Annotated in this window: 12 protein-coding genes, 1 tRNA gene and 1 pseudogene; 10 read left to right on the top strand and 4 right to left on the bottom strand. The window is 72.3% G+C overall.

Translation table 11 applies throughout. The annotated features are described in order from the left end of the window. Positions 1 to 841: 841 nt before the first annotated feature. From TNCT6_RS09750 to TNCT6_RS09745, 3 genes and pseudogenes are all read left to right on the top strand, one after another. Positions 842 to 1267 (top strand): hypothetical protein, encoded by a 426-nt coding sequence (locus tag TNCT6_RS09750; RefSeq protein WP_141358618.1) that lies wholly within the window; start codon positions 842 to 844, stop codon positions 1265 to 1267. Then, positions 1229 to 1325: transfer RNA gene (locus TNCT6_RS39810), tRNA-OTHER, on the top strand. The genes TNCT6_RS09750 and TNCT6_RS39810 overlap by 39 nt, the downstream gene beginning before the upstream one ends. A 202-nt stretch (positions 1326 to 1527) precedes the next feature. Further along, positions 1528 to 1743 (top strand): annotated as a pseudogene (locus TNCT6_RS09745) (site-specific integrase); the annotation flags it as partial. A gap of 137 nt (positions 1744 to 1880) precedes the next feature. On the opposite strand, the gene TNCT6_RS09740 reads toward TNCT6_RS09745, so the two are convergent. The 3 genes from TNCT6_RS09740 to TNCT6_RS09730 form a co-directional block, all read right to left on the bottom strand. Then, complete coding sequence (locus TNCT6_RS09740) at positions 1881 to 3428, bottom strand: alpha/beta hydrolase (RefSeq protein WP_141358616.1); 1548 nt, start codon at positions 3426 to 3428, stop codon at positions 1881 to 1883. 152 nt (positions 3429 to 3580) lie between these two features. Further along, entirely contained in the window at positions 3581 to 5122 is a 1542-nt protein-coding gene (locus TNCT6_RS09735; RefSeq protein WP_141358614.1) for an alpha/beta hydrolase, read from the bottom strand. A 73-nt stretch (positions 5123 to 5195) separates the two neighbouring features. Beyond that, positions 5196 to 8039 (bottom strand): lysylphosphatidylglycerol synthase domain-containing protein, encoded by a 2844-nt coding sequence (locus TNCT6_RS09730; protein WP_141358612.1) that lies wholly within the window; start codon positions 8037 to 8039, stop codon positions 5196 to 5198. Between the two features lie 186 nt (positions 8040 to 8225). Here TNCT6_RS09730 and TNCT6_RS09725 point away from each other — a divergent pair, with 186 nt between their 5' ends. From TNCT6_RS09725 to nudC, 5 genes are all read left to right on the top strand, one after another. Then, positions 8226 to 8612, top strand: coding sequence for an MGMT family protein (locus TNCT6_RS09725; protein WP_141358610.1), 387 nt, complete (start codon positions 8226 to 8228; stop codon positions 8610 to 8612). 312 nt (positions 8613 to 8924) lie between these two features. Then, the gene (locus TNCT6_RS09720) at positions 8925 to 12455 is read left to right on the top strand and encodes an ATP-dependent DNA helicase (RefSeq protein WP_141358608.1); all 3531 of its coding nucleotides are present in this window, start codon (positions 8925 to 8927) and stop codon (positions 12453 to 12455) included. A gap of 162 nt (positions 12456 to 12617) precedes the next feature. Next, positions 12618 to 16256: an ATP-dependent DNA helicase gene (locus tag TNCT6_RS09715; protein ID WP_141358606.1), complete on the top strand. Its 3639-nt coding sequence runs from the start codon at positions 12618 to 12620 to the stop codon at positions 16254 to 16256. 10 nt (positions 16257 to 16266) lie between these two features. Then, on the top strand, positions 16267 to 17670 hold the full coding sequence (locus tag TNCT6_RS09710) for a dipeptidase (RefSeq protein ID WP_141358604.1): 1404 nt from the start codon (positions 16267 to 16269) through the stop codon (positions 17668 to 17670). Positions 17671 to 17824: 154 nt separating this feature from the next. Further along, the gene (gene nudC / locus TNCT6_RS09705) at positions 17825 to 18769 is read left to right on the top strand and encodes an NAD(+) diphosphatase (protein WP_172632849.1); all 945 of its coding nucleotides are present in this window, start codon (positions 17825 to 17827) and stop codon (positions 18767 to 18769) included. A gap of 81 nt (positions 18770 to 18850) precedes the next feature. On the opposite strand, the gene TNCT6_RS09700 is transcribed toward nudC, so the two are convergent. After that, complete coding sequence (locus TNCT6_RS09700; RefSeq protein WP_141358602.1) at positions 18851 to 19093, bottom strand: mycoredoxin; 243 nt, start codon at positions 19091 to 19093, stop codon at positions 18851 to 18853. 216 nt (positions 19094 to 19309) lie between these two features. On the opposite strand from TNCT6_RS09700, the gene TNCT6_RS09695 reads away from it, so the two are divergent. Together TNCT6_RS09695 and TNCT6_RS09690 are read left to right on the top strand one after the other, a co-directional pair. Further along, a complete protein-coding gene (locus TNCT6_RS09695) occupies positions 19310 to 21517 on the top strand; it encodes an ATP-dependent DNA helicase UvrD2 (protein ID WP_141358600.1) in 2208 nt (735 codons plus the stop codon). 175 nt (positions 21518 to 21692) lie between these two features. Continuing rightward, the gene (locus tag TNCT6_RS09690; protein WP_141358598.1) at positions 21693 to 22013 is read left to right on the top strand and encodes a hypothetical protein; all 321 of its coding nucleotides are present in this window, start codon (positions 21693 to 21695) and stop codon (positions 22011 to 22013) included. Positions 22014 to 22151 lie beyond the last annotated feature (138 nt).

The raw sequence follows: 22151 nt of genomic DNA, 5'->3' as shown, positions 1-22151 counted from the left end.
TTATGCCCATGTTCACTCCTTGTGGTCACGTCGCCGGCGGATAACCCGCGTCGCAAGCCGCCACCGTCGCTTGGCTCGTGGGGATCGTGCCGCGTGGCGTGAGAGGTTGCGGCAGGGGCTGGCGCTGCGTTCATCAAAGGCCGCAGGCGAGAGCAGCGCCTGTCATCGTGGCGCCGAGGTCACCTCTTCCGAATGCGATCACGCATCCCCGAACGCGTGACCGATGGCGCCGGTCGCCTGAATCATCGTCGGGCTATAAGGGAATCTAACGGACACTTTCGGCATGCTCACCTCGGCTGGAGGGTTTCACTCGGACGGCCCGTCTGTCAGCGAACGGCGGACGAGTGCACGGCCGTTCAAGCTTCGTGCGGTGTATGCCGAACGGGTTCACGACGGGCCGACCACAACCGCGATCGCAGCCACACGGGGCAGTGGTCCGCGCGGGCGACGGAGCTGGCTTGGCCGGTGGCCTGCCCGGTCCCCGTCACGCAGCGTGAAGCGAACAAAAAGCCCGCTGGCGTTGGGGTCGACGCACGTGCCGAAGATCCCGGCGTCGGCCTCCACGAGGTGGTCCTCCCTCCTCGCGCGGCAACGGTGCTCTGCCAACCAACCTTGCGGAGTCCCGACGCCGTGGGCACCCGGGCCGCTGATGGAGGAGAGCCGCTCGCGGCGGCGCCTCTTCCGCGTCACTCCTCTGCACCGCCGGGGGCGACGTCAAGCCGCCGTCCGCTGAGGCTGGGGCCTGACACAGGAGCGCGCCGTCTCTTCAGGAGCCAAGCGCGTGGACGGAATCGCGGCGCCGCAGCCGTGCGCCGCCGAAGGAAGAAAGAGGTGCCTCCGCATGTCACACCACACCGCGGCGGTGCCGGGGGCTACCTGGGTGGCCAGGGGGGCGGGAGCTCTGCTGTCCCTCGCGGTGGCCGCCATCCATGTCACTGACCAAGGCGGTATCACGGCAACAGTGGACCCCTACTACATCGGCGTCGCTTACCGCGTCCTGGAGATCGCGGCCGTGGTCACCGCCGTGTTGCTCCTCATCGGCCTCGTCCAACTGGGATGGCTGCTGGCAACCGGGGTCGCCGCCGGCCCCTTGCTGGGCTATGTCCTCTCCAGGGGGCCGGGACTGCCCGCCTACAGCGAGGACATCGGCAATTGGACCGAACCGCTCGGGCTGGTCAGCCTGGCCGTCGAAGGTGTCCTGCTCCTGATGTCGGTGCCACTCCTCGTCGGAAGTTGGCGGAACCGTGATGGGCGAGCCAATGCCTGAATGGTCTTGAAAACCGTCGCGGCGCGAGTCACCGTGGGTTCAAATCCCACACCCACCACAATGATTTACGGCCCCTGACCAGGCGTTACGGTCGGGGTCGTCGTCATGCGCACTGCCCGTCGGACACCGCCGTTCCCCGCGATTCCCCGGCCGATCGGGCACGGTAGCGCCACAGCTGCACTTGGTCCCTGACAGTCTCTGGTGTCCGCGGTGGCGCAAACCAGCACCAATCGCAGATCGGAGACCGAGCATGGCTCACGTCACTGGCGAAGCGACTCGTGGCCTACCTCGAAGAGCTGCCCGGCGGTGAATGCGCGCTGTTGTTCACCATGCCCGCGGGCAAGCCGCTGCGCTACAACCAGTGGTGCACGGCGTACTTCGACCCTGCTGTCTCGGCGGCCGGCCTCACCGACGTAGCTCCGCACGATCTTCGGGCCTCCCGCGGAACGTGGGTCGCGGACCGGTACGGCGTCATCATCCGCCGGCCGCTGTGACCCTGCCGTGGCGGGCGGTCGGCGGAGAGCCGGTTACAACATCACTGCTCCTCCATCGGGATCGCGGTCGCCCGGTCAACCGCGACGACTTCAACCGCTGGGCTTGGCGACGGGCTCTCTCATGAACAGACCTTGCCGTCCCTCGGCACCGTGCCGTGCAGCAGATACGCGTTCACCGTCGAGTCCACGCAGTCGCTTCCGCTGCCGTACGCCCCGTGGCCCTCGCCCTTCCAGGTGAGCTCCACACCGACGCCCTTGCCGAGCGCGTCCGCCATTCTCCGGGCGCCCTCGTAGGGCGTCGCCGGGTCCCCGGTGTTGCCGATCAGCAGGATCGGCGCCGCCCCCGGCGCGCTGACCCGAGGGGTGTCGTACTGACCGGGCACCGGCCAGTCGTGGCACCAGCCGGCTGTGTCCAAGGCCATGAAGGCGCCGAACACCGGCGAGATCCGCTCGAACTCGGGCAGCAGCTTCCTCGCCTCCTCCGGCGTCGGCCGCCGCTTGGCGTCCAGGCACGATATGACCCGTTGGGCGTGGGTCGTCGTGCCGTAGTGGCCCGAGTCGTCACGGTCGTTGTAGGCGTCGGCGAGGGACAGCAGCCCCGAGCCGTCGCCCTGTTCCGCCGCGGCGAGGGCGCTCGTCAGGGCCGGCCAGCCGCTCTTGCTGTAGAGCGGCAGCGCGATGCCGGTGAGCGCCGAGGCCTCCGTCAGCTTCCGCCCGGAGGAGGTCGTGGGCAGCGGCTCGGCGTCGATTCGCCGCAGCAGATCCGCGATCTTCCGCGAACCGCGCTCGGGATCCTGGCCGGTGGACTTCAGGTAGGCGTCCAGCGCCCGCTGGAAGCCCCTCGCCTGGTTCAGCGCGTGGCCCACGGAGTCCGCTGTCGGGTCCACCACCGCGTCCAGCACCACCCGCTCGACGCGCTGCGGGAACAAGTGGGCGTACACACCGCCGAGTTCGGTGCCGTAGGACATGCCGAAGTAGTGCATTCCGGCGTCGCCGAGGACGTGGCGGATCAGGTCCATGTCCCGGGCGGTGTCGGTCGTCGAGACGTGCGCGAGCAGCTTCCCGGCCGCCTTCCGGCAGCCCTGGCCGAAGTCGGCCGCGTCCTGGAAGTAGGCCCGCTCCTCGGCCGCGGTGTCCGGTGTCACGTCGATCGCCTCGGCGGCCTGGATCCGCCGGTCGTTGCGGCAGCGCACGCCCGAACTGCCGCCGACCCCGCGGGGATCCCAGCTCACCAGGTCGTATCGCTGCCGCAGGGCGGTGACCTCGGAGGCGTACGACGGCAGCGCGGCCACGCCGGAGCCGCCGGGGCCGCCGAAGTTGAACAGCAGGGAACCGGTGCGCTCCGCGGTGGCCCTGGCGCGGATGAGGGAGAGGCCGATGGTCTCGCCGTCCGGCCGGGACCAGTCCAGCGGTGCCTTGAGCGTCGCGCACAGCCATTCGTCGCCCGGCGCGGGCGAGTCGGCCGTGGCCTCGCAGTGGCCCCAGTCGAGTTGCTGCGAGGTGAGTGAGGAAGGCAGCCGCGCGGACGGTGAGCCGGACTGTGCGGCCGGCGCGGGAGCGGACCGGTTCTTTCCGTCGTCCGCGCTTCGGCCGACCGGATCGCCGCCGCATCCGGCCAGCAGCACCGTGGCGGCGACCGCGGCCGCCCACTGCGCCAGACGCGCCATGTGCTTCCCCCCTCACAGGCTCCCCGCGGATCGGCCGAGGGGAGTGTTCAGGCCATGGTAGGCGGATCCCATCACTCCCGTGGGAGCCTGTGGATAACCCTCTGACCTGCTATTTTTCGTGTGAGGTGGGGAGGTCGCGGCCCTTCGCCCGGCTAAGCGCAGACCGTCCCGGCCGGTGGCACCTTTCCGTCGAGCAGATAGCTGTTCACCGCGTTCTGCACGCACGGGTTCTTGCTGTTGTACGCGCCGTGTCCCTGGCCCTGCCAGGTGAGTTCGACCCCGACACCCTTGCCCAGCGCGTTCGCCATCCTCTTGGCGCCCCCGTACGGAGTCGCCGGGTCGCCGGTGTTGCCCACCACGAGGATCGGCGCCGAACCCGGTGCGCTCACGTCGGCGTGGGCGGCAGCACCAGGTACTGCCCATTGGGTGCAGCTGAGCACGCCCCAGGCCAGGAAGTCCCCGAACACGGGCGAGGCGACCCGGAACTCGGGCAGTTTCTGCTCCACGAAGGCGGGGGTGTACCGCTGCTTCTGGTCGGCGCAGTTGATGGCGGTGTTCGCGGCGGCGAGGTTGCTGTACTCGCCGTTGGTGTTGCGGCCGTTCATCGCGTCGGACAGCAGCATCAGGATCTGGCCGTCGCCGGCGTAGGCCCGCTGGAGCCCTTCGGTGAGCGGGGCCCAGAGCTCCTTGGAGTACAGGGCCTGGGCGATGCCGTTGGTCGCGGCGGACCGGGTCAGCCGGCGCGGGAAGATGCCGGGGAGCGGATTGGTGTCGAGCTTTTTGAGCAGAGCGGCGATGCGGTCCTCGACGTTCCGGACGCTGCTGCCGATCGGGCACTTGGTGCCCTTCGAGGCGCAGTCCTTCGCGAAGTTGTCGAGGGCGAGCTGGAAGCCCTTGGCCTGGCCGAGCGAGGTCTGCTCGGGGGTCTTGGTGGGGTCGACTACCGCGTCGAAGACCGCGCGCCCCACGTGCTTGGGGAACAGATGTGCGTACACGCCGCCGAGTTCGGTGCCGTAGGAGATCCCGAAGTAGTGCAGCTTGGAGTCGCCGAGTACCTGGCGGATCAGGTCCATGTCGCGGGCGGCGTCGGTGGTGCGCACATGCGGCAGGATCTTCCCGGAGTTCTTCTCGCAGGCGGCGTTGAACTGCTTGGTGTTGTTCACGAACGTGGCACGTTCGGCGGCGGTTTGCGGTACCACGTCCTGCTGGAAGTACTGGTCGAGCTGTGCGTCGGTCTTGCATTTCACACCGGCGCTGCGCCCCACCCCGCGCGGGTCGAAGCTCACCAGGTCGTAGCGGGTGCGCAGCTTGGTGTAGTCCTGGGCGATCGCGGGCAGCGTGGTGACGCCGGAGCCGCCCGGGCCGCCGAAGTTGAAGAGCAGTGAGCCGATGCGCTTGCCGGGCCCGGTCGCCTTCTCCCGGATCAGCGCGACGTCGATCGTTTTGCCCTGGGGCTTGCTCCAGTCCAGCGGCGCCTTCATGGTGGCGCACTGCCACTTGCCACCGTTGGGCGGCGGCGAGGGTGCCGCCCCGCCGCCCTCCGACGCGGACGGCGCCGGGCAGTCCTTCCAGTCCAGCCCCGGGTCCGTCGAACCCCCGCCGACGGAGAGCCCGCCGCAGCCCGCCGTCAGGGCGCTCAGCAGGACGGTGGTCGTGGTCAGGGCGGCGGCGCGCAGCCCGTGGCGCTTGTGCATGCCCCCATCCTCACGCCGCCGGCGGCCTCCCGCGCGGGACGCGGGCCGTTCGGAGTACGCGCGACCGCCGTGTCTACAGGGCGCCTTTGCGGGTCAGGTGGTTGAAGGCCAGCCAACCGGGCAGGACCGGCAGCCACAGCGTCAGCAGCCGGAACATCAGCACTGCGGGCGCGGCCACTTCCTTCGGCAGGCCCACCGCGATCAGGCCGACGGTGAGGGTGGCCTCGACCGCGCCCACGCCGCCCGGGGTCGGGGCGGCCGAGCCGAGCGCGTTGCCGGCGAGGAAGACGACGGCGACGCTGGCGATGCTGAGCGAGGTCGACTGGTCGCCGAAGGCCCGGATCGAGGCGTCCAGGCACATCACGAAGCAGAACGTCAGCAGCAGCATGCCGCCGATGCCGGTGACCAGCTTCTGCGGTCGCTGGAGTACGTCCAGCATGCGCGGCACGACACCCGCGAAGAGCGAACGCACGCGCGTGACGACGAACTTCCGCAGGAACGGCACCGAGGTGACCACCAGTACGAGCACCGCGACCGTCAGCAGGCCCGCGATGACCGTCCGGGACGGTGACAGGGACGGCGTCTTCTCGGTGCCGGTCAGATAACCGAAGGACAGCAGCATCAGGATGTGGCAGCCGAGCCCGAACAGCTGCGAGGCGCCGACACTGGCCACCGCGAGACCGGGGCGCACGCCCGCGCGTTGCAGGAAGCGCGTGTTCAGGGCCACGCCGCCGACCGCGGCCGGTGCCACGATCTTCACGAACGAGCCGGCGACCTGCGCCGCCACCGTCCGTACGAACGGGACGCGTTCCGGTACGAAGCCCAGCAGCGCCATGGCGGCGGCGACATAGCTGAGCGCCGAGAAGAGCACCGCCGCGATCACCCAGCCCCACTGGGCGTGGGCGAAGAGTGTGCCGAACTCGATGTGCGTGAGCTGGGTCAGCAGGTAGTAGGCGCCGATGGCACCCGCGATGAAACTCATCAGTGTGCGGGGCCGGACCCGCTCCAGCCGGGCCGGCTCGACCGGCGCCTGCGGCCTGATCCGCAGCACCTGGTGGCGGATCTGGGTGAGCAGATCCTCTTCGCGGGCTTCTTCCAGTGCCTCGCCGATGGCCCGCTTCTCCGCCCGTGCCTCGGCACGCTCGGCCTTCTTGTCCTTCTTGTCGGGCCTCTCCGGCTTTTCCAGCTTCCCCGCTTTTTCCGGCTTCTCGGGTTTTTCTGGTTTTTCCAGGGCGGCCGGACCGGTGTCACCACTGTCCTGGGCGGCCTGCTCCAGGCGGGCCTGCTTGGCCTGCCGGGACGCCTCGAGCACCGCCTCGCGTTCCCGCTGCGCCCGCTCCCGGGCCAGCCTGCGCAACGTCGCGCGCGTGGAGCGCGTCAGAGCGATGGGCTGGAGCATGGGCAGACAGTCGGCGACCGCGTCGGGTCCCAGGACGCCGACCGCGGAGGCCACGGAGCGCTCCGCGCCCACCCGCAGGCCGAGCGTCGTCAGCAGTTGGGCGATGTCCATGCGCAGCAGCAGATCACCGGCCGCGATCTCGCCGCCGCGCAGATCGGTGAGGATCACCTTGCGGGAACGATCCACCAGGATCGCGTCACCGGCCAGCCTGCGGTGCGCGATGCGCCGTGACTGCAACGCCCGCACCTGCTGCCAGGTGTGGTGCAGCAGCTCGTCGGTGATCTCCTCGTCCGCCAGCGAGTCGAGCGTGCGCCCGCCGGTGTGCTCGTAGACGAGCATCACGGCGTCGGGGCCGAGCTCGGAGGTCGCGATGAGCTTGGGCGCGTTGGCGCCGGCCGCGATGGCCGCGTAGGCGAGAAGGGCTTCCTGCTCCAGGGCCTGGCGCAGCGACTGCAGGCTGCGGCGGGTGGCGAAACCACGCAGCGTGAGGTTGCGCCACACGCGGTAGAAGAAGCCCTGTGCCTGCTGCTCGCGGTCGACGACCGTGACGTCCAGTGGTGGTCCGTCCTCCAGGGTGACGAAGTAGCGCCGGCCGCGGTCGCCGATGTCCGCGGACTCGGCCGCCTCCTCGCGGGCCGCGCTGACCGGGTGGAAGCCGACGGTCCGCAGGCCCGCCACCAGGGTCCGTCCCGTGGGGCGGACGTTCGGTGAGCCGACCGCGTACAGGGTGCCGTAGGCGACGGTCCAGCCGATCAGCACCGTCAGGATGATCGAGAACGGCGTGGTGTACCCGGTGACCAGCATCGAGAAGGCGTCGAGCAGCAGCACGATCCACAGCACCGCGCGCCAGCGTGGCCGGCGGGACATGCCGACCGCCGTCATGTACGCGATGACGGGGGCGAGGTAGCCGTGCACCGGATCGGTGAGCGCGTGGACGTTGCCGGGGGAGGGCTGGGTGAGCGCGTCCTGGATCGAGTGCGGGGCGCCCTTGGCGACCCACAGGTCGGTGGCGAGCGTCACCCCGTGCGCGAGGACGGCCGCGAGCACGCCGTCGGCGATCCGCAGTCCGTCCCGTTTGATCAGCCGCTCGATCGCGAAGGCGACCGGGACCAGCAGGATCGCGATGCTGGACGCCAGCCCGGCGATCTTGATGAGCAGGTCGGGGGCCTGACCGGTGCCCTTGTTGATGTCCTGTTCGAGGCCCGAGGTGGTGCCGTGTGCGAACCCGGCGATCGCCAGCAGTACGACGATGGCGAGCACGCCCACCAGCAGCCGCATCAGGTCCGAGGGACGGTGCACGCGCGCGGGGAGCAACGGCTCGTCGCCCTCGAGTTCGTCGGCGTGCGTCACGACGTCCTCCTCCGCGGGCTTCCTGCCCGCCTTCGGAGCGTCCGTGCCGCCGGTCTTCGGAGAGCCCGGGCCCCCCGCCCTCTGGGCGTCCGTGCCGCCGGTGCCGGGGCGCGAGGAAACTCCAGAGGTGCCCTCCGCGTCATCGGGATGCACGCCCTGCTGCTTCATGGTCTCTTCTTGGTCTCGTATCACCGGTCACCGCCCGCACGATGGTGGCACGTCCCACCGGCACACAGGGGCATCAGGGTGCATATGCGGGGCCGCACAGTCTGCCCGAGGCACCGCCCGGGAGCGAGGGCCACGCCCCGGACGCGGCGCGGTCCGCTGTCGGTGGGGTGGGGCAGGATGGGACGGATGAGCGAAGTGAGCCCTCCGGACGACGGCCGCCCCGAGCACCCCGACGCGCTGCCCGAGTACGCCGAGCGGGTCCTGGAGGTCGCCGAGATGATCCCGCCCGGGTGCGTCATGACGTACGGCGACGTCGCCGAATGGCTGGAGCGGGGAGGCCCCCGCCAGGTGGGCCGCGTGATGGCCCTCTACGGCGGCGCCGTCCCGTGGTGGCGGGTGGTACGCGCCGACGGGGTCCTGCTCCCCGGCCACGAGCTGCGCGCTCTCGCCCACTACCGCTCGGAGGGCACACCCCTGAAGGAGGCGAGCAGGGCGGCCGAGGGCCACCTGCCCCGCCTCGACATGAGACGGGCCCGGTGGGACGGCGGCGAACGTGCGCAGGGTCACACCTGACAGCTTCCGCCATTCGAGGGGGTCGTGGGGAGCCCATGGCCCGTACGGGGGAAACGAGGCACGTTCGTGGCATGCCGTACGTTCGTGGTTCGAGGGACACACGTGACGGCGGTGCCGAGGGAGGACCGGGAGAAGCAGGGGAAGAAGGCGAAGCCCTCCTTCCGCGCCCGGCGGCGGCGTAGCGTCGGCTCCGCGTGTCCCCCTCACCCCAGCGGCCACCGTCCCACCCCTCGGGCCGTCCGTCCCCGCGACGACGGCGCTTCGCGCCGGCCGTGACAGAGCCCAGCACACCCACCAGGACCGGCGAACCACGTGAGCTCCTCTTCCTCCACCAGGCGCCTGCCGCACCCCCGGGTGCGGCAGGGGGACCGTGGCGCCTACCGACTGGTGCGTACCCCGCCGACCAGACCGGATCCCCCTCGTCTGGACGCCGCACAGCGCTCCGTGGTTGACCACCGGACCGGTCCGCTGCTCGTCCTCGCAGGTCCGGGCACCGGCAAGACCACCACGCTGGTCGAGTCCGTGGCCGCCCGGATCGCCCGCGGCCAGGACCCCGAGCGGATCCTGGTGCTGACCTTCAGTCGCAGGGCCGCCGTCGACCTGCGCGACCGCATGGCACTTCGCACCGGCGCGGCCCACGTCCCGCAGGCGACCACCTTCCACTCGTTCTGCTACGCCCTGGTCCGCGCCCACCAGGCCGGCGAACTGTTCGTCGAGCCGCTGCGGCTGCTGTCCGGACCCGAGCAGGACGTGGCCGTCCGCTCGCTGCTGGCCGGCCAGGTCGACCTGGAGCGGCTGGGCCTGGCGCACGTGCGCTGGCCGGACGAGCTGCGCGCCTGTCTGACCACCCGCGGCTTCGCCGACGAGGTCCGCGCGGTCCTCGCCCGCAGCCGCGAGCTGGGCCTCGGCCCCGAGGCCCTGGCCGACTTCGCCCGACGTATCGGCCGCCCCGACTGGCAGGCCGCGGCCGCCTTCCTCGCCGAGTACCTCGACGTCCTCGACCTGCGGGGCGTCCTCGACTACGCCGAACTGGTCCACCGCGCGGTGCTCCTCGCCCGCCGCCCCGAGGTCGCCGAACGGCTCGCCGCGCGGTACGACGTGGTCTACGTCGACGAGTACCAGGACACCGATCCCGCCCAGGTACGGCTGCTGCGCGCGCTGGCCGGGGACGGCCGCACCCTGCTCGCCTTCGGCGACCCCGACCAGTCGATCTACGCGTTCCGGGGCGCGGACGTGAACGGCATCCTGCAGTTCCCGCAGACATTCCCGCGCGCGGACGGCGCTCCCGCGCCCGTGCGGGTCCTGCGCACCTCCCGGCGCTCGGGCGCCGCCCTGCTGGCCGCGACCCGGCTGCTGACCCGGCGGATGCCGCTCACCCGCCTGCCCGCCGACAAGGTCCGCGCCCACCGGGAGCTCACCCCGGTGCGCGACGGCGGCCGCGTCGAGGTCCACACGTATCCGACGGCGGGCACCGAGGTGGACAACATCGCCGACATCCTGCGCCGGGCGCACCTGGAGGACGGCGTCCCGTGGAGCGAGATGGCCGTCCTGGTGCGCGCCGGCGCCCGCTCCCTCCCGGGCCTGCGCCGCGCCCTGACGGCAGCCGGAGTGTCCCTGGACGTCGACGGTGACGACCTGCCGCTGCGCCACGAGCCGGCGGTGGCGTCTCTGCTGACGGCGCTGCGGGCGGTGGCGACCGCGGAGACGGTGCGGCGCTCGGAGGAGGCGGGGGAAGCGGGGGAAGGGGTCGTCGAGGAGCAGGTGGCAGTGGGCGGCGTCGAGGGGCCGGCCGCAAGCACTGAGGCGCAGGCGGCCAGTGCCAGGGTGTCGGCCGCAGGTACCGAGGAGCAGGCTGCCGGCAGCCTGGAACAGGCCGTCCTCACCGGGGAGGAGACCGCCGTCACCGGGGAGTCGGCCGCCGTGGCGCAGGCCTCCGGGCGGCCCGAGGCGGATCCGGAGGCGGACTCCTGCTGGCTGGACACCGAGACCGCGCTCACCCTGCTCGCCTCGCCGCTGGCCGGCATGGACGCCGCCGACCTGCGCCGCCTGGGCCGTGCCCTGCGCGAGGAGGAACGCGCCGCAGGCAACCCGGTGCCCCCGCCCTCGGACCAGCTGCTCGCGAGGGCGCTCGCGGAACCCGAGCGCCTGGTCGCTCACGACCCCACGTACGCGCGTGGCGCGCAGCGCCTGGGCGCGCTGCTCAGGAAGGCACGGGAGCGACTGGCGGGCGGAGGGACCGCCGAGGAGGCGCTGTGGGACCTGTGGGACGGCACACCGTGGCCCTCCCGCCTGGAGCGGGCGGCCCGGCGCGGCGGCGCGGCGGGCCGCAACGCGGACCGCGACCTCGACGCCGTGTGCGCGCTGTTCGCGACCGCCGCCCGCGCGGAGGAGCGCACCGGCGGCCTGGGCGCCCTGAACTTCCTCGCCGAGGTCGAGGCCGAGGACATCGCCGCCGACACACTCACCCGGCGCGCCGTGCGTCCCGACGCCGTGCGGCTGATGACGGCGCACCGCTCCAAGGGCCTGCAGTGGCGCCTGGTCGTCGTCGCCGGCGTCCAGGAGGGTCTGTGGCCGGACCTGCGGCGGCGCGGCTCCCTGCTGGAGGCCGACCGCATCGGCCGCGACGGACTCGCCGCCCCGCTCACCCCCGGCGCGCTGCTCGCGGAGGAGCGGCGGCTGTTCTACGTGGCCGCCACGCGCGCGCGTGAACGCCTCGTGGTGACCGCGGTGAAGGCCCCCGCGGACGACGGCGACCAGCCCTCCCGCTTCCTCACGGAACTCGGTGTCGAACCCAGGGACGTCACCTCCCGCCCGCGCCGCCCGCTGGCGGTGGCGGCACTCGTCGCCGAGCTGCGTGCCACGACCGTCGACCCGCGCGTCTCCGGCACCCTCAGGCAGGCAGCCGCGCACCGGCTGGCACGGCTGGCCGCGCTCGCCGACGACGAGGGCCGTCCGCTGGTGCCGGCGGCCCACCCCTACCGCTGGTGGGGCATGGCCGATCCGACCGAGAGCAAGGTGCCGCTGCGCGACCGAGACCAGCCCGTGGCGCTGTCCGGCAGTGCCCTCGACCAGCTCGCCAACACCTGCGCCCTCCAGTGGTTCCTCAGCCGCGAGGTCAAGGCCGACGCCCCCGCGACCGCCGCCCAGGGCTTCGGCAACGTGGTGCACGTCCTCGCCGACGAGGTCGCCTCCGGGCGCAGCCCCGCCGACCTCGCGGTTCTCATGGAACGCCTGGAGACGGTGTGGAACGCGCTCGCCTTCGACGCGCCGTGGAAGTCGGCGCAGGAGAAGGAGCACGCGCGCGTGGCGCTGGAGCGTTTCCTGAACTGGCACGTCCTGGAGCGCTCCGGCCGCACCCCGCTGGCCGGCGAGCACGACTTCGACGTGACCCTGGAAGCGGGCGGCTACCAGGTGCGCATCCGCGGCTCCATGGACCGGGTGGAGACAGACGGCGAGGGACGTGCCTACGTCGTCGACTTCAAGACCGGCAAGCAGGCGCCCACCGGGGCGGAGGTGGCCCGTCATCCGCAGCTCGCCGTCTACCAGCTCGCGGTCCGCGAGGGCGCCGTCGACGGGGTCTTCGACGGGATACGTCCCGAGCCGGGCGGCGCCGAGCTGGTCCAGCTGCGCCAGGGCGCGGCCAAACGGGACGGCGGCGACGGCCTGCCCAAGGTGCAGACCCAGGAGCCGCTGGAGGGGGAGTGGGCCGGCGAGCTGCTGGCGACCGCAGCCGGGAAGGTTCTCGACGAGCGGTTCACGCCGACGGCCGGGCAGCACTGCGCGCACTGCGCCTTCCGAGCGTCGTGCAGCGCGCGGCCGGAGGGGCGCCACATCGTCGAGTGACCCGCGTGACGAGCGGCACCATCCGTGCTGACCCGCGTGACGAGCGGCACCATCCGTGCTGACCCGCGTGACGAACGGCACCACCTGTGCTGACCTGCACGTCTTTCGACCCCGGCGGCCATCTGGCACGGATTGTCAGTGCCCGCCGCTAGCCTCTGTGAGGTGCCCGCCCGTATCACCGATCCCGAGCAGCTCAAGGAGCTCCTCGGGATCCCGTTCACCCCGGAGCAGACGGCCTGCATCATCGCGCCGCCCGCCCCGCAGGTGATCGTGGCCGGCGCCGGCTCCGGCAAGACGACCGTGATGGCGGCCCGCGTGGTGTGGCTGGTCGGCACCGGACAGGTCGCCCCCGAGCAGGTCCTCGGGCTGACCTTCACCAACAAGGCCGCCGGCGAACTCGCCGAACGTGTCCGCAAGGCCCTGATCAGGGCCGGCGTCACCGACCCCGAGGCCATCGACCCCGACAACCCGCCGGGCGAGCCGCTGATCTCCACCTACCACGCCTTCGCCGGCCGTCTGCTGAAGGACCACGGGCTGCGCATCGGGCTCGAACCCACCGCCCGCCTGCTCGCCGACGCCACCCGCTACCAGCTCGCCGCGCGCGTGCTGCGCGAGGCCCCCGGCCCCTACCCGGCGCTGGCCCGCTCCTTCCCGGACCTGGTGAGCGACCTCCTGGCCCTCGACGCCGAGCTCGCCGAACACCTCGTACGCCCGGAGGACCTGAGCGCCTGGGACACCGGGCTGCTGCGCACCCTGGAAGGCACCAAGCTCACCAACGCCGACCTGCGCAAGGTCCCGGAGACGGCCGCCGCCCGCCGGGAACTGGCCGAGCTGGTGCTCCGCTACCGGGCCGCCAAACGCGAGCGCGACCTGCTCGACTTCGGCGACCAGATCGCCCTGGCCGCACGGCTCGCCCGCCTGCCGGAGGTCGGCCGCGTCCTGCGCGAGGAGTTCCGGGTGGTCCTGCTCGACGAGTACCAGGACACCTCCGTGGCCCAGCGCATCCTGCTGGCCGGTCTCTTCGGCGACGGCACCGGCCACCCCGTCACCGCCGTCGGCGACCCCTGCCAGGCGATCTACGGCTGGCGCGGCGCCTCCGTCGCCAACCTCGACGACTTCCCCGAGCACTTCGCGCACGCCGACGGCCGCCCCGCCACCCGCCAGGCCCTCAGCGAGAACCGTCGCAGCGGCGGCCGCCTCCTCGACCTCGCCAACGGCCTCGCGGAACCCCTGCGCGCCATGCACGCGGGCGTGGAGGCACTGCGTCCGGCCCCCGGCGCGGAGCGTGACGGCCTGGTGCGCTGTGCGCTGCTGCCCACCCACGCCGAGGAGATCGACTGGGTCGCCGACTCCATCGCCCACCTCGTGGGGACCGGGACCGCACCCGGCGAGATCGCCGTCCTGTGCCGTACGGCGGGCGACTTCGCCGAGATCCAGGGTGCCCTGGTCGCCCGTGACGTCCCGGTCGAGGTGGTCGGCCTGTCCGGGCTGCTGCACCTGCCCGAGGTCGCCGACCTCGTCGCGGTCTGCGAGGTTCTTCAGGACCCCGGCGCCAACGCCGCGCTGGTACGGCTGCTCACCGGCCCGCGCTGGCGCATCGGCCCGCGCGACCTCGCGCTCCTGGGCCGCCGGGCGAGACTGCTCGTCGCCCACGCGCGCGTGGACGACCCCGACAGCCGGCTCGCCGAGGCCGTCGAGGGCGTCGACCCGGCCGAGGTGATCTCGCTCGCGGACGCTCTCGACACCTTCCTCGAAACGCCCCTGGACGGCGCCGGGGACGACGACCGGCTGCCGTTCTCCCCGGACGCGCGCGTGCGGTTCGCCCGGCTCGCCGCCGAACTGCGCGACCTGCGGCGTTCACTGTCCGACCCGCTGATGGACGTCCTGCACCGCGTCCTGGCCGTCACGGGTCTGGAGGTGGAACTGTCGGCCTCCCCGCACGCCCTGGCCGCCCGCCGCCGCGAGACCCTGGCGAACTTCCTGGACATCGCCGCATCCTTCGCCGTGAACGAGAGCGAGGCGAGCCTGCTGGCCTTCCTCGGCTTCCTGCGCACCGCCGCCCAGTACGAGAAGGGCCTCGACAACGCGCTGCCCGGTGGCGAGAACACCGTCAAGGTGCTCACCGCGCACAGGTCCAAGGGCCTGGAGTGGGACGTCGTCGCCGTCCCCGGCCTGGTCACCGGCACCTTTCCCAGCGGGCAGGGCCGGGAGAAGTGGACCAGCCAGGGCAAGGTGCTGCCGCACGCCCTGCGCGGCGACGCCGACACCCTCCCCGACATCGACGGCTGGGACGCGCGCGGCATGAAGGCCTTCCACGAGGCCCTGAAGGACCACCAGCACACCGAGGAGCTGCGCCTCGGCTACGTCACCTTCACCCGCCCCCGCTCCCTGCTCCTCGGCTCCGGCCACTGGTGGGGCCCGAGCCAGAAGCGGCCACGCGGCCCGTCCGCGTTCCTTCAGGCCCTGTACGACCACTGCGCCGCCGGTCACGGCGAGATCGAGGCCTGGGCGGACGAGCCCGGGGAGGACGAGGAGAACCCGGCCCTGCACCGGGCCACGGCCGACCAGGTGTGGCCCCTGCCGCTGGACGAGGCCGCCCTGGCCCGCCGCCGTGAGGCCGCCGCGATCGTCCTCGCCCACCTGGAGGACCTCGCCGCCGGTGCGAACGGCCACCCGGAGGCCACGCACGACCCCACGTCCCACGACGACCCCGACTGGCCCGCGGCGCCGCAGGACGACGCACCTCCACTCCACGAAGTGCCTCTACGCGACGACGTACCTCTGCACGACGAGGTGCCTCCGTACGACGACGCGCCGCCCTTCGGCGAGGAGGACCCCTTCGGTGAGGACGCCCCCTTCGAAGACGACACCTCCTTCGGCGACGACAACTCCTTCGAGGAGGACACCGACGACTGGGACTCCTGGAGCGGCGAACGCCCGACCGTCCCGCACCAGGCGCCCCCACCCGACCGCCGCACCGCGCCCCCGCCCGCACGCCGGCACACCGCGCACCCCGACCCGGACCGTGCCCCGGACCGTGCACCCGGATCCAGCCCCCTCACCCCGGAGGAGGCCCGCATGGTCGCCTCCTGGGACCGCGACCTCGAAGCGCTGAGCGGTGAACTACGGCGCGCCCGGCAGACCGTCACCGACGTACCCCTGCCGACGACCCTGACCGCGTCGCAGCTGCTGCACCTGGCCGCCGACCCCGACGGGTTCGCGCGGGAACTCGCGCGCCCCATGCCGCGCCCCCCGCAACCGGCCGCCCGCCGTGGCACCCGCTTCCACGCCTGGGTGGAATCCCGCTTCGAAGAGCTGACGCTGCCCATGCTGGAGCCCGGCGAACTGCCCGGCGGCGACGCCGAGATCGCCGACGAACGCGACCTCGAAGCCCTCAAGGAGGCCTTCGAACGGACCCCGTACGCCCACCGCACGCCCCATCGCGTCGAAGCGCCCTTCCAGCTCGCTCTCGCCGGCCGTGTCGTCCGGGGCCGTATCGACGCCGTCTACAAGGAGGGTGACGGCGAGCGGGCGACGTACGAGATCGTGGACTGGAAGACGCTCCGCTCCCGCACGGCGGACCCGCTCCAGCTCGCCGTGTACCGGCTGGGCTGGGCCGAACAGCGGGGCATCCCCCTGGACCGTGTCACGGCCGCGTTCGTCTACGTGCGCACCGGCGAGGTGGTGCGGCACGACGACCTCCCGGGCCGCGCCGAGCTGGAACGGCTGCTGACGGGGGAGCCGCACGCCGAGCCGCAGTGTGACGAACCGCCCGAACGGGAAGCCACCGCGGGCCGATAGGCTCGGAGCCATGAGCCAGACCCCGGACAGCGCCGTCCGTACGTACATCGAGCAGCACCGCACCGCCTTCCTCGACGACCTCGCCGAATGGCTGCGCATCCCGTCCGTGTCGGCCCAGCCCGACCACGCGCCCGATGTACGGCGCAGCGCCGACTGGCTCGCCGGCAAACTCCGGCAGACCGGTTTCACCACCACCGAGGTCTGGCCCACCCCGGGTGCCCCCGCCGTTTTCGCCGAGTGGCGTTCCGACGACCCCGAGGCCCCCACGGTCCTCGTCTACGGCCACCACGACGTCCAGCCCGCCGCTCGCGAGGACGGCTGGGACAGCGAGCCCTTCGAGCCCGTCGTTCGCGAAGGCCGCCTCTACGCGCGCGGGGCGGCCGACGACAAGGGCCAGGTGTTCTTCCACACACTCGGCGTCCGCGCCCACCTCGCCGCGACCGGCCGCACCGCCCCGGCCGTCAACCTGAAGCTGCTGATCGAGGGCGAGGAGGAGTCCGGCTCCCCGCACTTCCGGGCGCTCGTCGAAGAGCACGCGGAGCGCCTGGCCGCCGACGCGGTGATCGTCTCCGACACCGGTATGTGGTCCGCGGACACCCCCACGGTGTGCACCGGAATGCGCGGCCTGGCCGAGTGCGAGATCCGGCTGTACGGACCCGACCAGGACATCCACTCCGGCTCCTTCGGCGGCGCGGTGCCCAACCCGGCGACCGCCGCCGCCCGCCTGGTCGCCGCCCTGCACGACGAGCACGCGCGCGTGGCCGTCCCCGGCTTCTACGACGGCATCGTGGAACTCACCGACCGGGAGCGCCGGCTCTTCGCCGAGCTGCCGTTCGCCGAGGAGCAGTGGGTGCGCACCGCCAAGTCGTACGCCACCCACGGCGAGGCCGGGTACACCACCCTGGAGCGCATCTGGGCCCGCCCCACCGCCGAGGTCAACGGCATCGGCGGCGGCTACCAGGGCCCCGGCAGCAAGACGATCATCCCCTCCACGGCGATGGTCAAGCTGTCGTTCCGCCTGGTCGCCGGCCAGGACCCCGACCACATCGAGAAGGCCGTCCGCGCCTGGGCCGCCGAGCAGGTGCCCGCGGGGATACGGCACGAGATCGTGTTCGGCGCGGCCACGCGCCCGTGCCTGACGCCGCTGGACCACCCGGCCCTGCAGTCCGTGGTCCGTGCCATGGGCCGCGCCTTCGAGGCTCCCGTCCGCTTCACGCGCGAGGGCGGCTCGGGCCCGGCCGCCGACCTCCAGGAGGTACTCGGCGCGCCCGTCCTCTTCCTGGGCATCTCCGTCCCCTCCGACGGCTGGCACGCGCCGAACGAGAAGGTCGAGCTCGACCTCCTGCTCAAGGGCGTCGAGACCAGCGCGTACCTGTGGGGCGACCTCGCGGAGCACTGGCACGATGCGCCCTGACGGGCGCCCAGCGGCCCGGGCGGTGTCGTGCCGGGCGCACACTGGTAAGGCCGTCCCGTGCCCCCCGGCCCCGCCGGACGCAGACGCCTCCTGCCGCACGTCCCGCTGAACCGCCGCCGAAACAACCGTTGCACCGGGGGAGTTGGAAGCACCCGTGACCACCTGGACCGACCACACCGCCGACCGACCCATCTCGCTCACCGCGCCCAGCGGCATCGACCGGGCCGCCCACCACCGGCTCGACGAGGCCTGGCTCGCCGCGGCGTGGAGCCACCCCTCGACGCGCTGCTTCGTGGTCTCCGGCGGTCAGGCCCTGATCGACGAGACACCCGACGGCCGGACCGAACTGGTCACGACGCCCTCCTTCGAGGCGCCCCTCACCGAGGCGCACCGCTACTTCCTCGGCACGGACGCGGAGGGCGTCAGCTACTTCGCCCTCCAGAAGGACTCCCTGCCCGGCCGCATGGACCAGTCCGCCCGCCCGGCCGGCCTGCGCGAGGCCGGCCTGCTGCTGTCACCCCGGGACGCCGGCCTGATGGCGCACGCGGTGGCCCTGGAGAACTGGCAGCGGCTGCACCGCTTCTGCTCCCGCTGCGGCGAGCGCACCGTGATCGCCGCGGCCGGACACATCCGCCGCTGCCCGGCCTGCGGCGCCGAGCACTACCCGCGCACCGACCCCGCCGTGATCATGGCGGTCACCGACGAGGAGGACCGCATCCTGCTCGGCCGCCAGGTGCACTGGCCCGAGGGCCGCTTCTCCACGCTCGCCGGCTTCGTCGAGCCCGGGGAGTCCATCGAGCAGTCGGTGCGCCGCGAGGTCCACGAGGAGGTGGGCGTCACCGTCGGCGAGGTCGAGTACGTCGCCAGTCAGCCCTGGCCGTTCCCCTCCAGCCTCATGCTGGGCTTCATGGCGCACGCCCTCTCGACCGAGATCGCCGTCGACGGCGACGAGATCCACGAGGCGCGCTGGTTCTCCCGCGAGGAACTGCGCGCGGCCTTCGAGTCCGGCGAGGTCCTGCCGCCCTACGGCATCTCCATCGCGGCCCGGCTCATCGAGCTCTGGTACGGCAAGCCGCTGCCGACGAGGAGCGCCGTCTGAGGCCCCTTGGACGACGAGAAGGCGGCCTTCCCGGGATGCCGGGGAGGCCGCCTTCGGCGTCTGCGGTGCGGCGCGCCGTGATCAGGCGCCGACCTTCTCCTTGACCTGGGCCAGCGACGGGTTCGTCAGGGTCGAACCGTCCGGGAAGAGCACGGTGGGAACCGTCTGGTTTCCGCCATTGGCCTTCTCGACGAAGTCCGCGGACTCCGGGTCCTGCTCGATGTTGATCTCGGTGTACGCGATGCCCTCGCGGTCCATCTGGCTCTTCAGCCGGCGGCAGTAGCCGCACCACGTGGTGCTGTACATCGTCACAGTGCCCGGCATGTCTCTCGCGCTCCTTCGGCGGCTCGGGGACGTATTCGTCGCAGGGAAGGAACGTACGCCATCGCTCCGGCATTCCCACCGGGGGTATGCGGCAGGGCGTGACGCGCGGCACGAGGACGCGCGGCGCCGCGTCAGCGCGCGGCATTAGTACGACCGCAGGGGCTGCCTGTGGACAACCGGCTCATGGCTCCCACGGCGACCTGGCAGCATGGCTGTGTGACAGCAGCAACGCACTCCCCGCTCTTCCCTCGGGTCCCGGACTCCGCCGACGCGGTGCTCGACGGGCTGGACCCCGAGCAGCGCGAGGTGGCCACGTCCTTGCACGGGCCGGTGTGCGTCCTGGCCGGCGCCGGCACGGGCAAGACCCGGGCGATCACCCACCGCATCGCCTATGGAGTGCGCGCGGGTGTCCTCCAGCCCTCCAGCGTGCTGGCCGTCACCTTCACCAATCGTGCCGCGGGGGAGATGCGGGGCCGGCTGCGCCAGCTCGGCGCGCACGGCGTGCAGGCCCGCACCTTCCACTCCGCCGCCCTGCGGCAGTTGCAGTACTTCTGGCCGAAAGCGATCGGTGGCGCCATGCCCCGGCTCGTCGATCGCAAGATCCAGCTCGTCGCGGACGCGGCCGCCGCCTGCCGCATCCGCCTGGACCGGGGCGAGCTGCGGGACGTCACCGCCGAGATCGAGTGGTCCAAGGTCACCCAGACCGTCCCTGCCGACTACGCCCTCGCGGCCGCGAAGGACGGCCGCACCGCCCCCCGCGACCCGGCCGAGATCGCCCAGCTGTACTCGGTGTACGAGGACCTCAAGCGGGCCCGCTCGGTCATCGACTTCGAGGACGTCCTGCTGCTGACCGTCGCCGTCCTCCAGGACCGGGCCGACGTCGCCGAACAGGTCCGCGCCCAGTACCAGCACTTCGTGGTGGACGAGTACCAGGACGTCTCCCCGCTCCAGCAGCGCCTGCTGGAGCTGTGGCTGGGTGACCGCGACAGCCTGTGCGTCGTCGGCGACGCCAGCCAGACGATCTACTCCTTCACCGGAGCGACCCCCGACCACCTGCTCGACTTCCGCACCCGTCATCCCGGCGCCACCGTCGTCAAGCTGGTCCGCGACTACCGCTCCACCCCGCAGGTCGTCCACCTCGCCAACGGACTGCTCGCCCAGGCCCGGGGCCGGGCCGCCGACCACCGGCTGGAACTGGTCTCCCAGCGCGCCCCCGGCCCCGAGCCCGCCTACACGGAGTACACCGACGAGCCCGCCGAGGCCGAGGGGGCCGCCCACCGCATCCACGACCTCATCGCTTCCGGCGTCCCGGCGAGCGAGATCGCCGTCCTGTTCCGGACGAACGCCCAGTCCGAGACCTACGAGCAGGCCCTCGCCGACGTCGGCGTGCCCTATCAGCTGCGCGGCGCGGAGCGCTTCTTCGACCGGCCCGAGGTGCGCAAGGCCGGCGTCGCCCTGCGGGCCGCCGCACGCTTCGGCGGCAACGACTCCCTCCTCGACGACGCCGTCGACCTGCCCTCACAGGTGCGTGCCGTGCTGTCGGGGGAGGGCTGGACCCCGCAGCCGCCGGCCGGCTCCGGCGCGGTCAGGGAACGCTGGGAGTCGCTGGCCGCCCTGGTGAACCTCGCACAGGACTTCGCCGCCGTCCGGCAGGGCGCGACGCTCGGCGACCTCGTGGCGGAACTCGACGAGCGGGCGAACGCCCAGCACGCCCCGACGGTCCAGGGCGTCACCCTCGCCTCCCTGCACTCGGCCAAGGGCCTGGAGTGGGACGTCGTCTTCCTGGTCGGCGTCGCCGAGGGCATGATCCCCATCACCTACGCCAGAACCGACGAACAGATCGAGGAGGAGCGCCGGCTCCTCTACGTGGGCGTCACCCGCGCGCGCGAGCGGCTGCACGTCTCCTGGTCGCTGTCCCGCTCGCCCGGCGGCCGTCCCAGCCGCCGCCCGAGCCGCTTCCTCGACGGGCTGCGCCCCGGCTCTGCCGGTACGGCGGGCCGTACCGCGCCCGGCGGCTCCGGGGGCATCGAGCGCGGCTTCACCGCGGACGTGGGGACGCGGGGAGCGCCCGCCCCGCGGCGCACACAGCGCACCCCGGCCCGGTGCCGGGTCTGCGGCCGCACGCTCGCCGACGCCGGCGAGATGAAGCTGATGCGCTGCGAGGGCTGCCCCTCCGACATGGACGAGGGCCTGTACGAGCGGCTGCGCGAGTGGCGGGCGGGCCAGGCGGGGCGCAGCGGACAGCCCGCCTTCTGCGTCTTCACCGACAAGACCTTGATGGCGATCGCCGAGACCGTCCCGGACGACGAGCGTGAACTGGCCCGCATCCCCGGAGTGGGGATGCGCAAGCTCCGCCGGTACGGATCGGATGTTCTCGCCATCTGCGCAGGCCGGGAGCCCGCGGGAGAAGCGACCGAGGACTGACCGAGGACTGATGGGAACTCGTCGAAAAAATAGTTTGCGCACCCGCCGTCCGTCCCCATAGGTTCTTGGTCACGGGAACGGTGGCCTTCCTGAGGCCCTGATTCCGTGCTCTACTTGCATATCCGTACGGACTGGCTCACCCCAGTCCCCCAGACGCCGAGAGGAGGCGAGCCCAGTGATCACTATCAAGACCAGCTCCATCAGCACCGCCAAAATGACCGATCGCTCGGTCGTCTCCCTGTGCATGCTCGGCGCCTTCAACCAGGGCACCGGTCTGTCCGGCATCGCTGCCGCGCGTCCGGAGTCCTTTATGTCCCTCGCGGGTCTTCCCGTCCGTGAGCGTGACGAGCGACCGACCGAGGCACTGGAAGCAGTAGCGGCAAAGGCACAGGCCTATGCCGTTCAGGCGGCCGGTGCCGGTAACCGGGAGCAGACGAAGCAGCACCACCTGACGTGGGCCTTCCGTGGGCCAGAACCCTGGAGTGATCCAGCCTGATCGCCGATCAGGCCGGCGCCTTCAGGGCCGCGGAACCCCATCCGGGATCCGCGGCCCTTCTGTTTTCCCCGAACGGGGACAGCGGAGCGAAGGGGCCTCGGGGCAAGACAAGAACCCGGTAGCCAGCCGACACCCGGC

The sequence above is a fragment of the Streptomyces sp. 6-11-2 genome (assembly GCF_006540305.1).
Classification (GTDB): Bacteria; Actinomycetota; Actinomycetes; order Streptomycetales; family Streptomycetaceae; genus Streptomyces.
The sequence above is the reverse complement of the archived record's forward strand: the minus strand, read 5'-3'. Positions and strand labels throughout refer to the sequence as shown.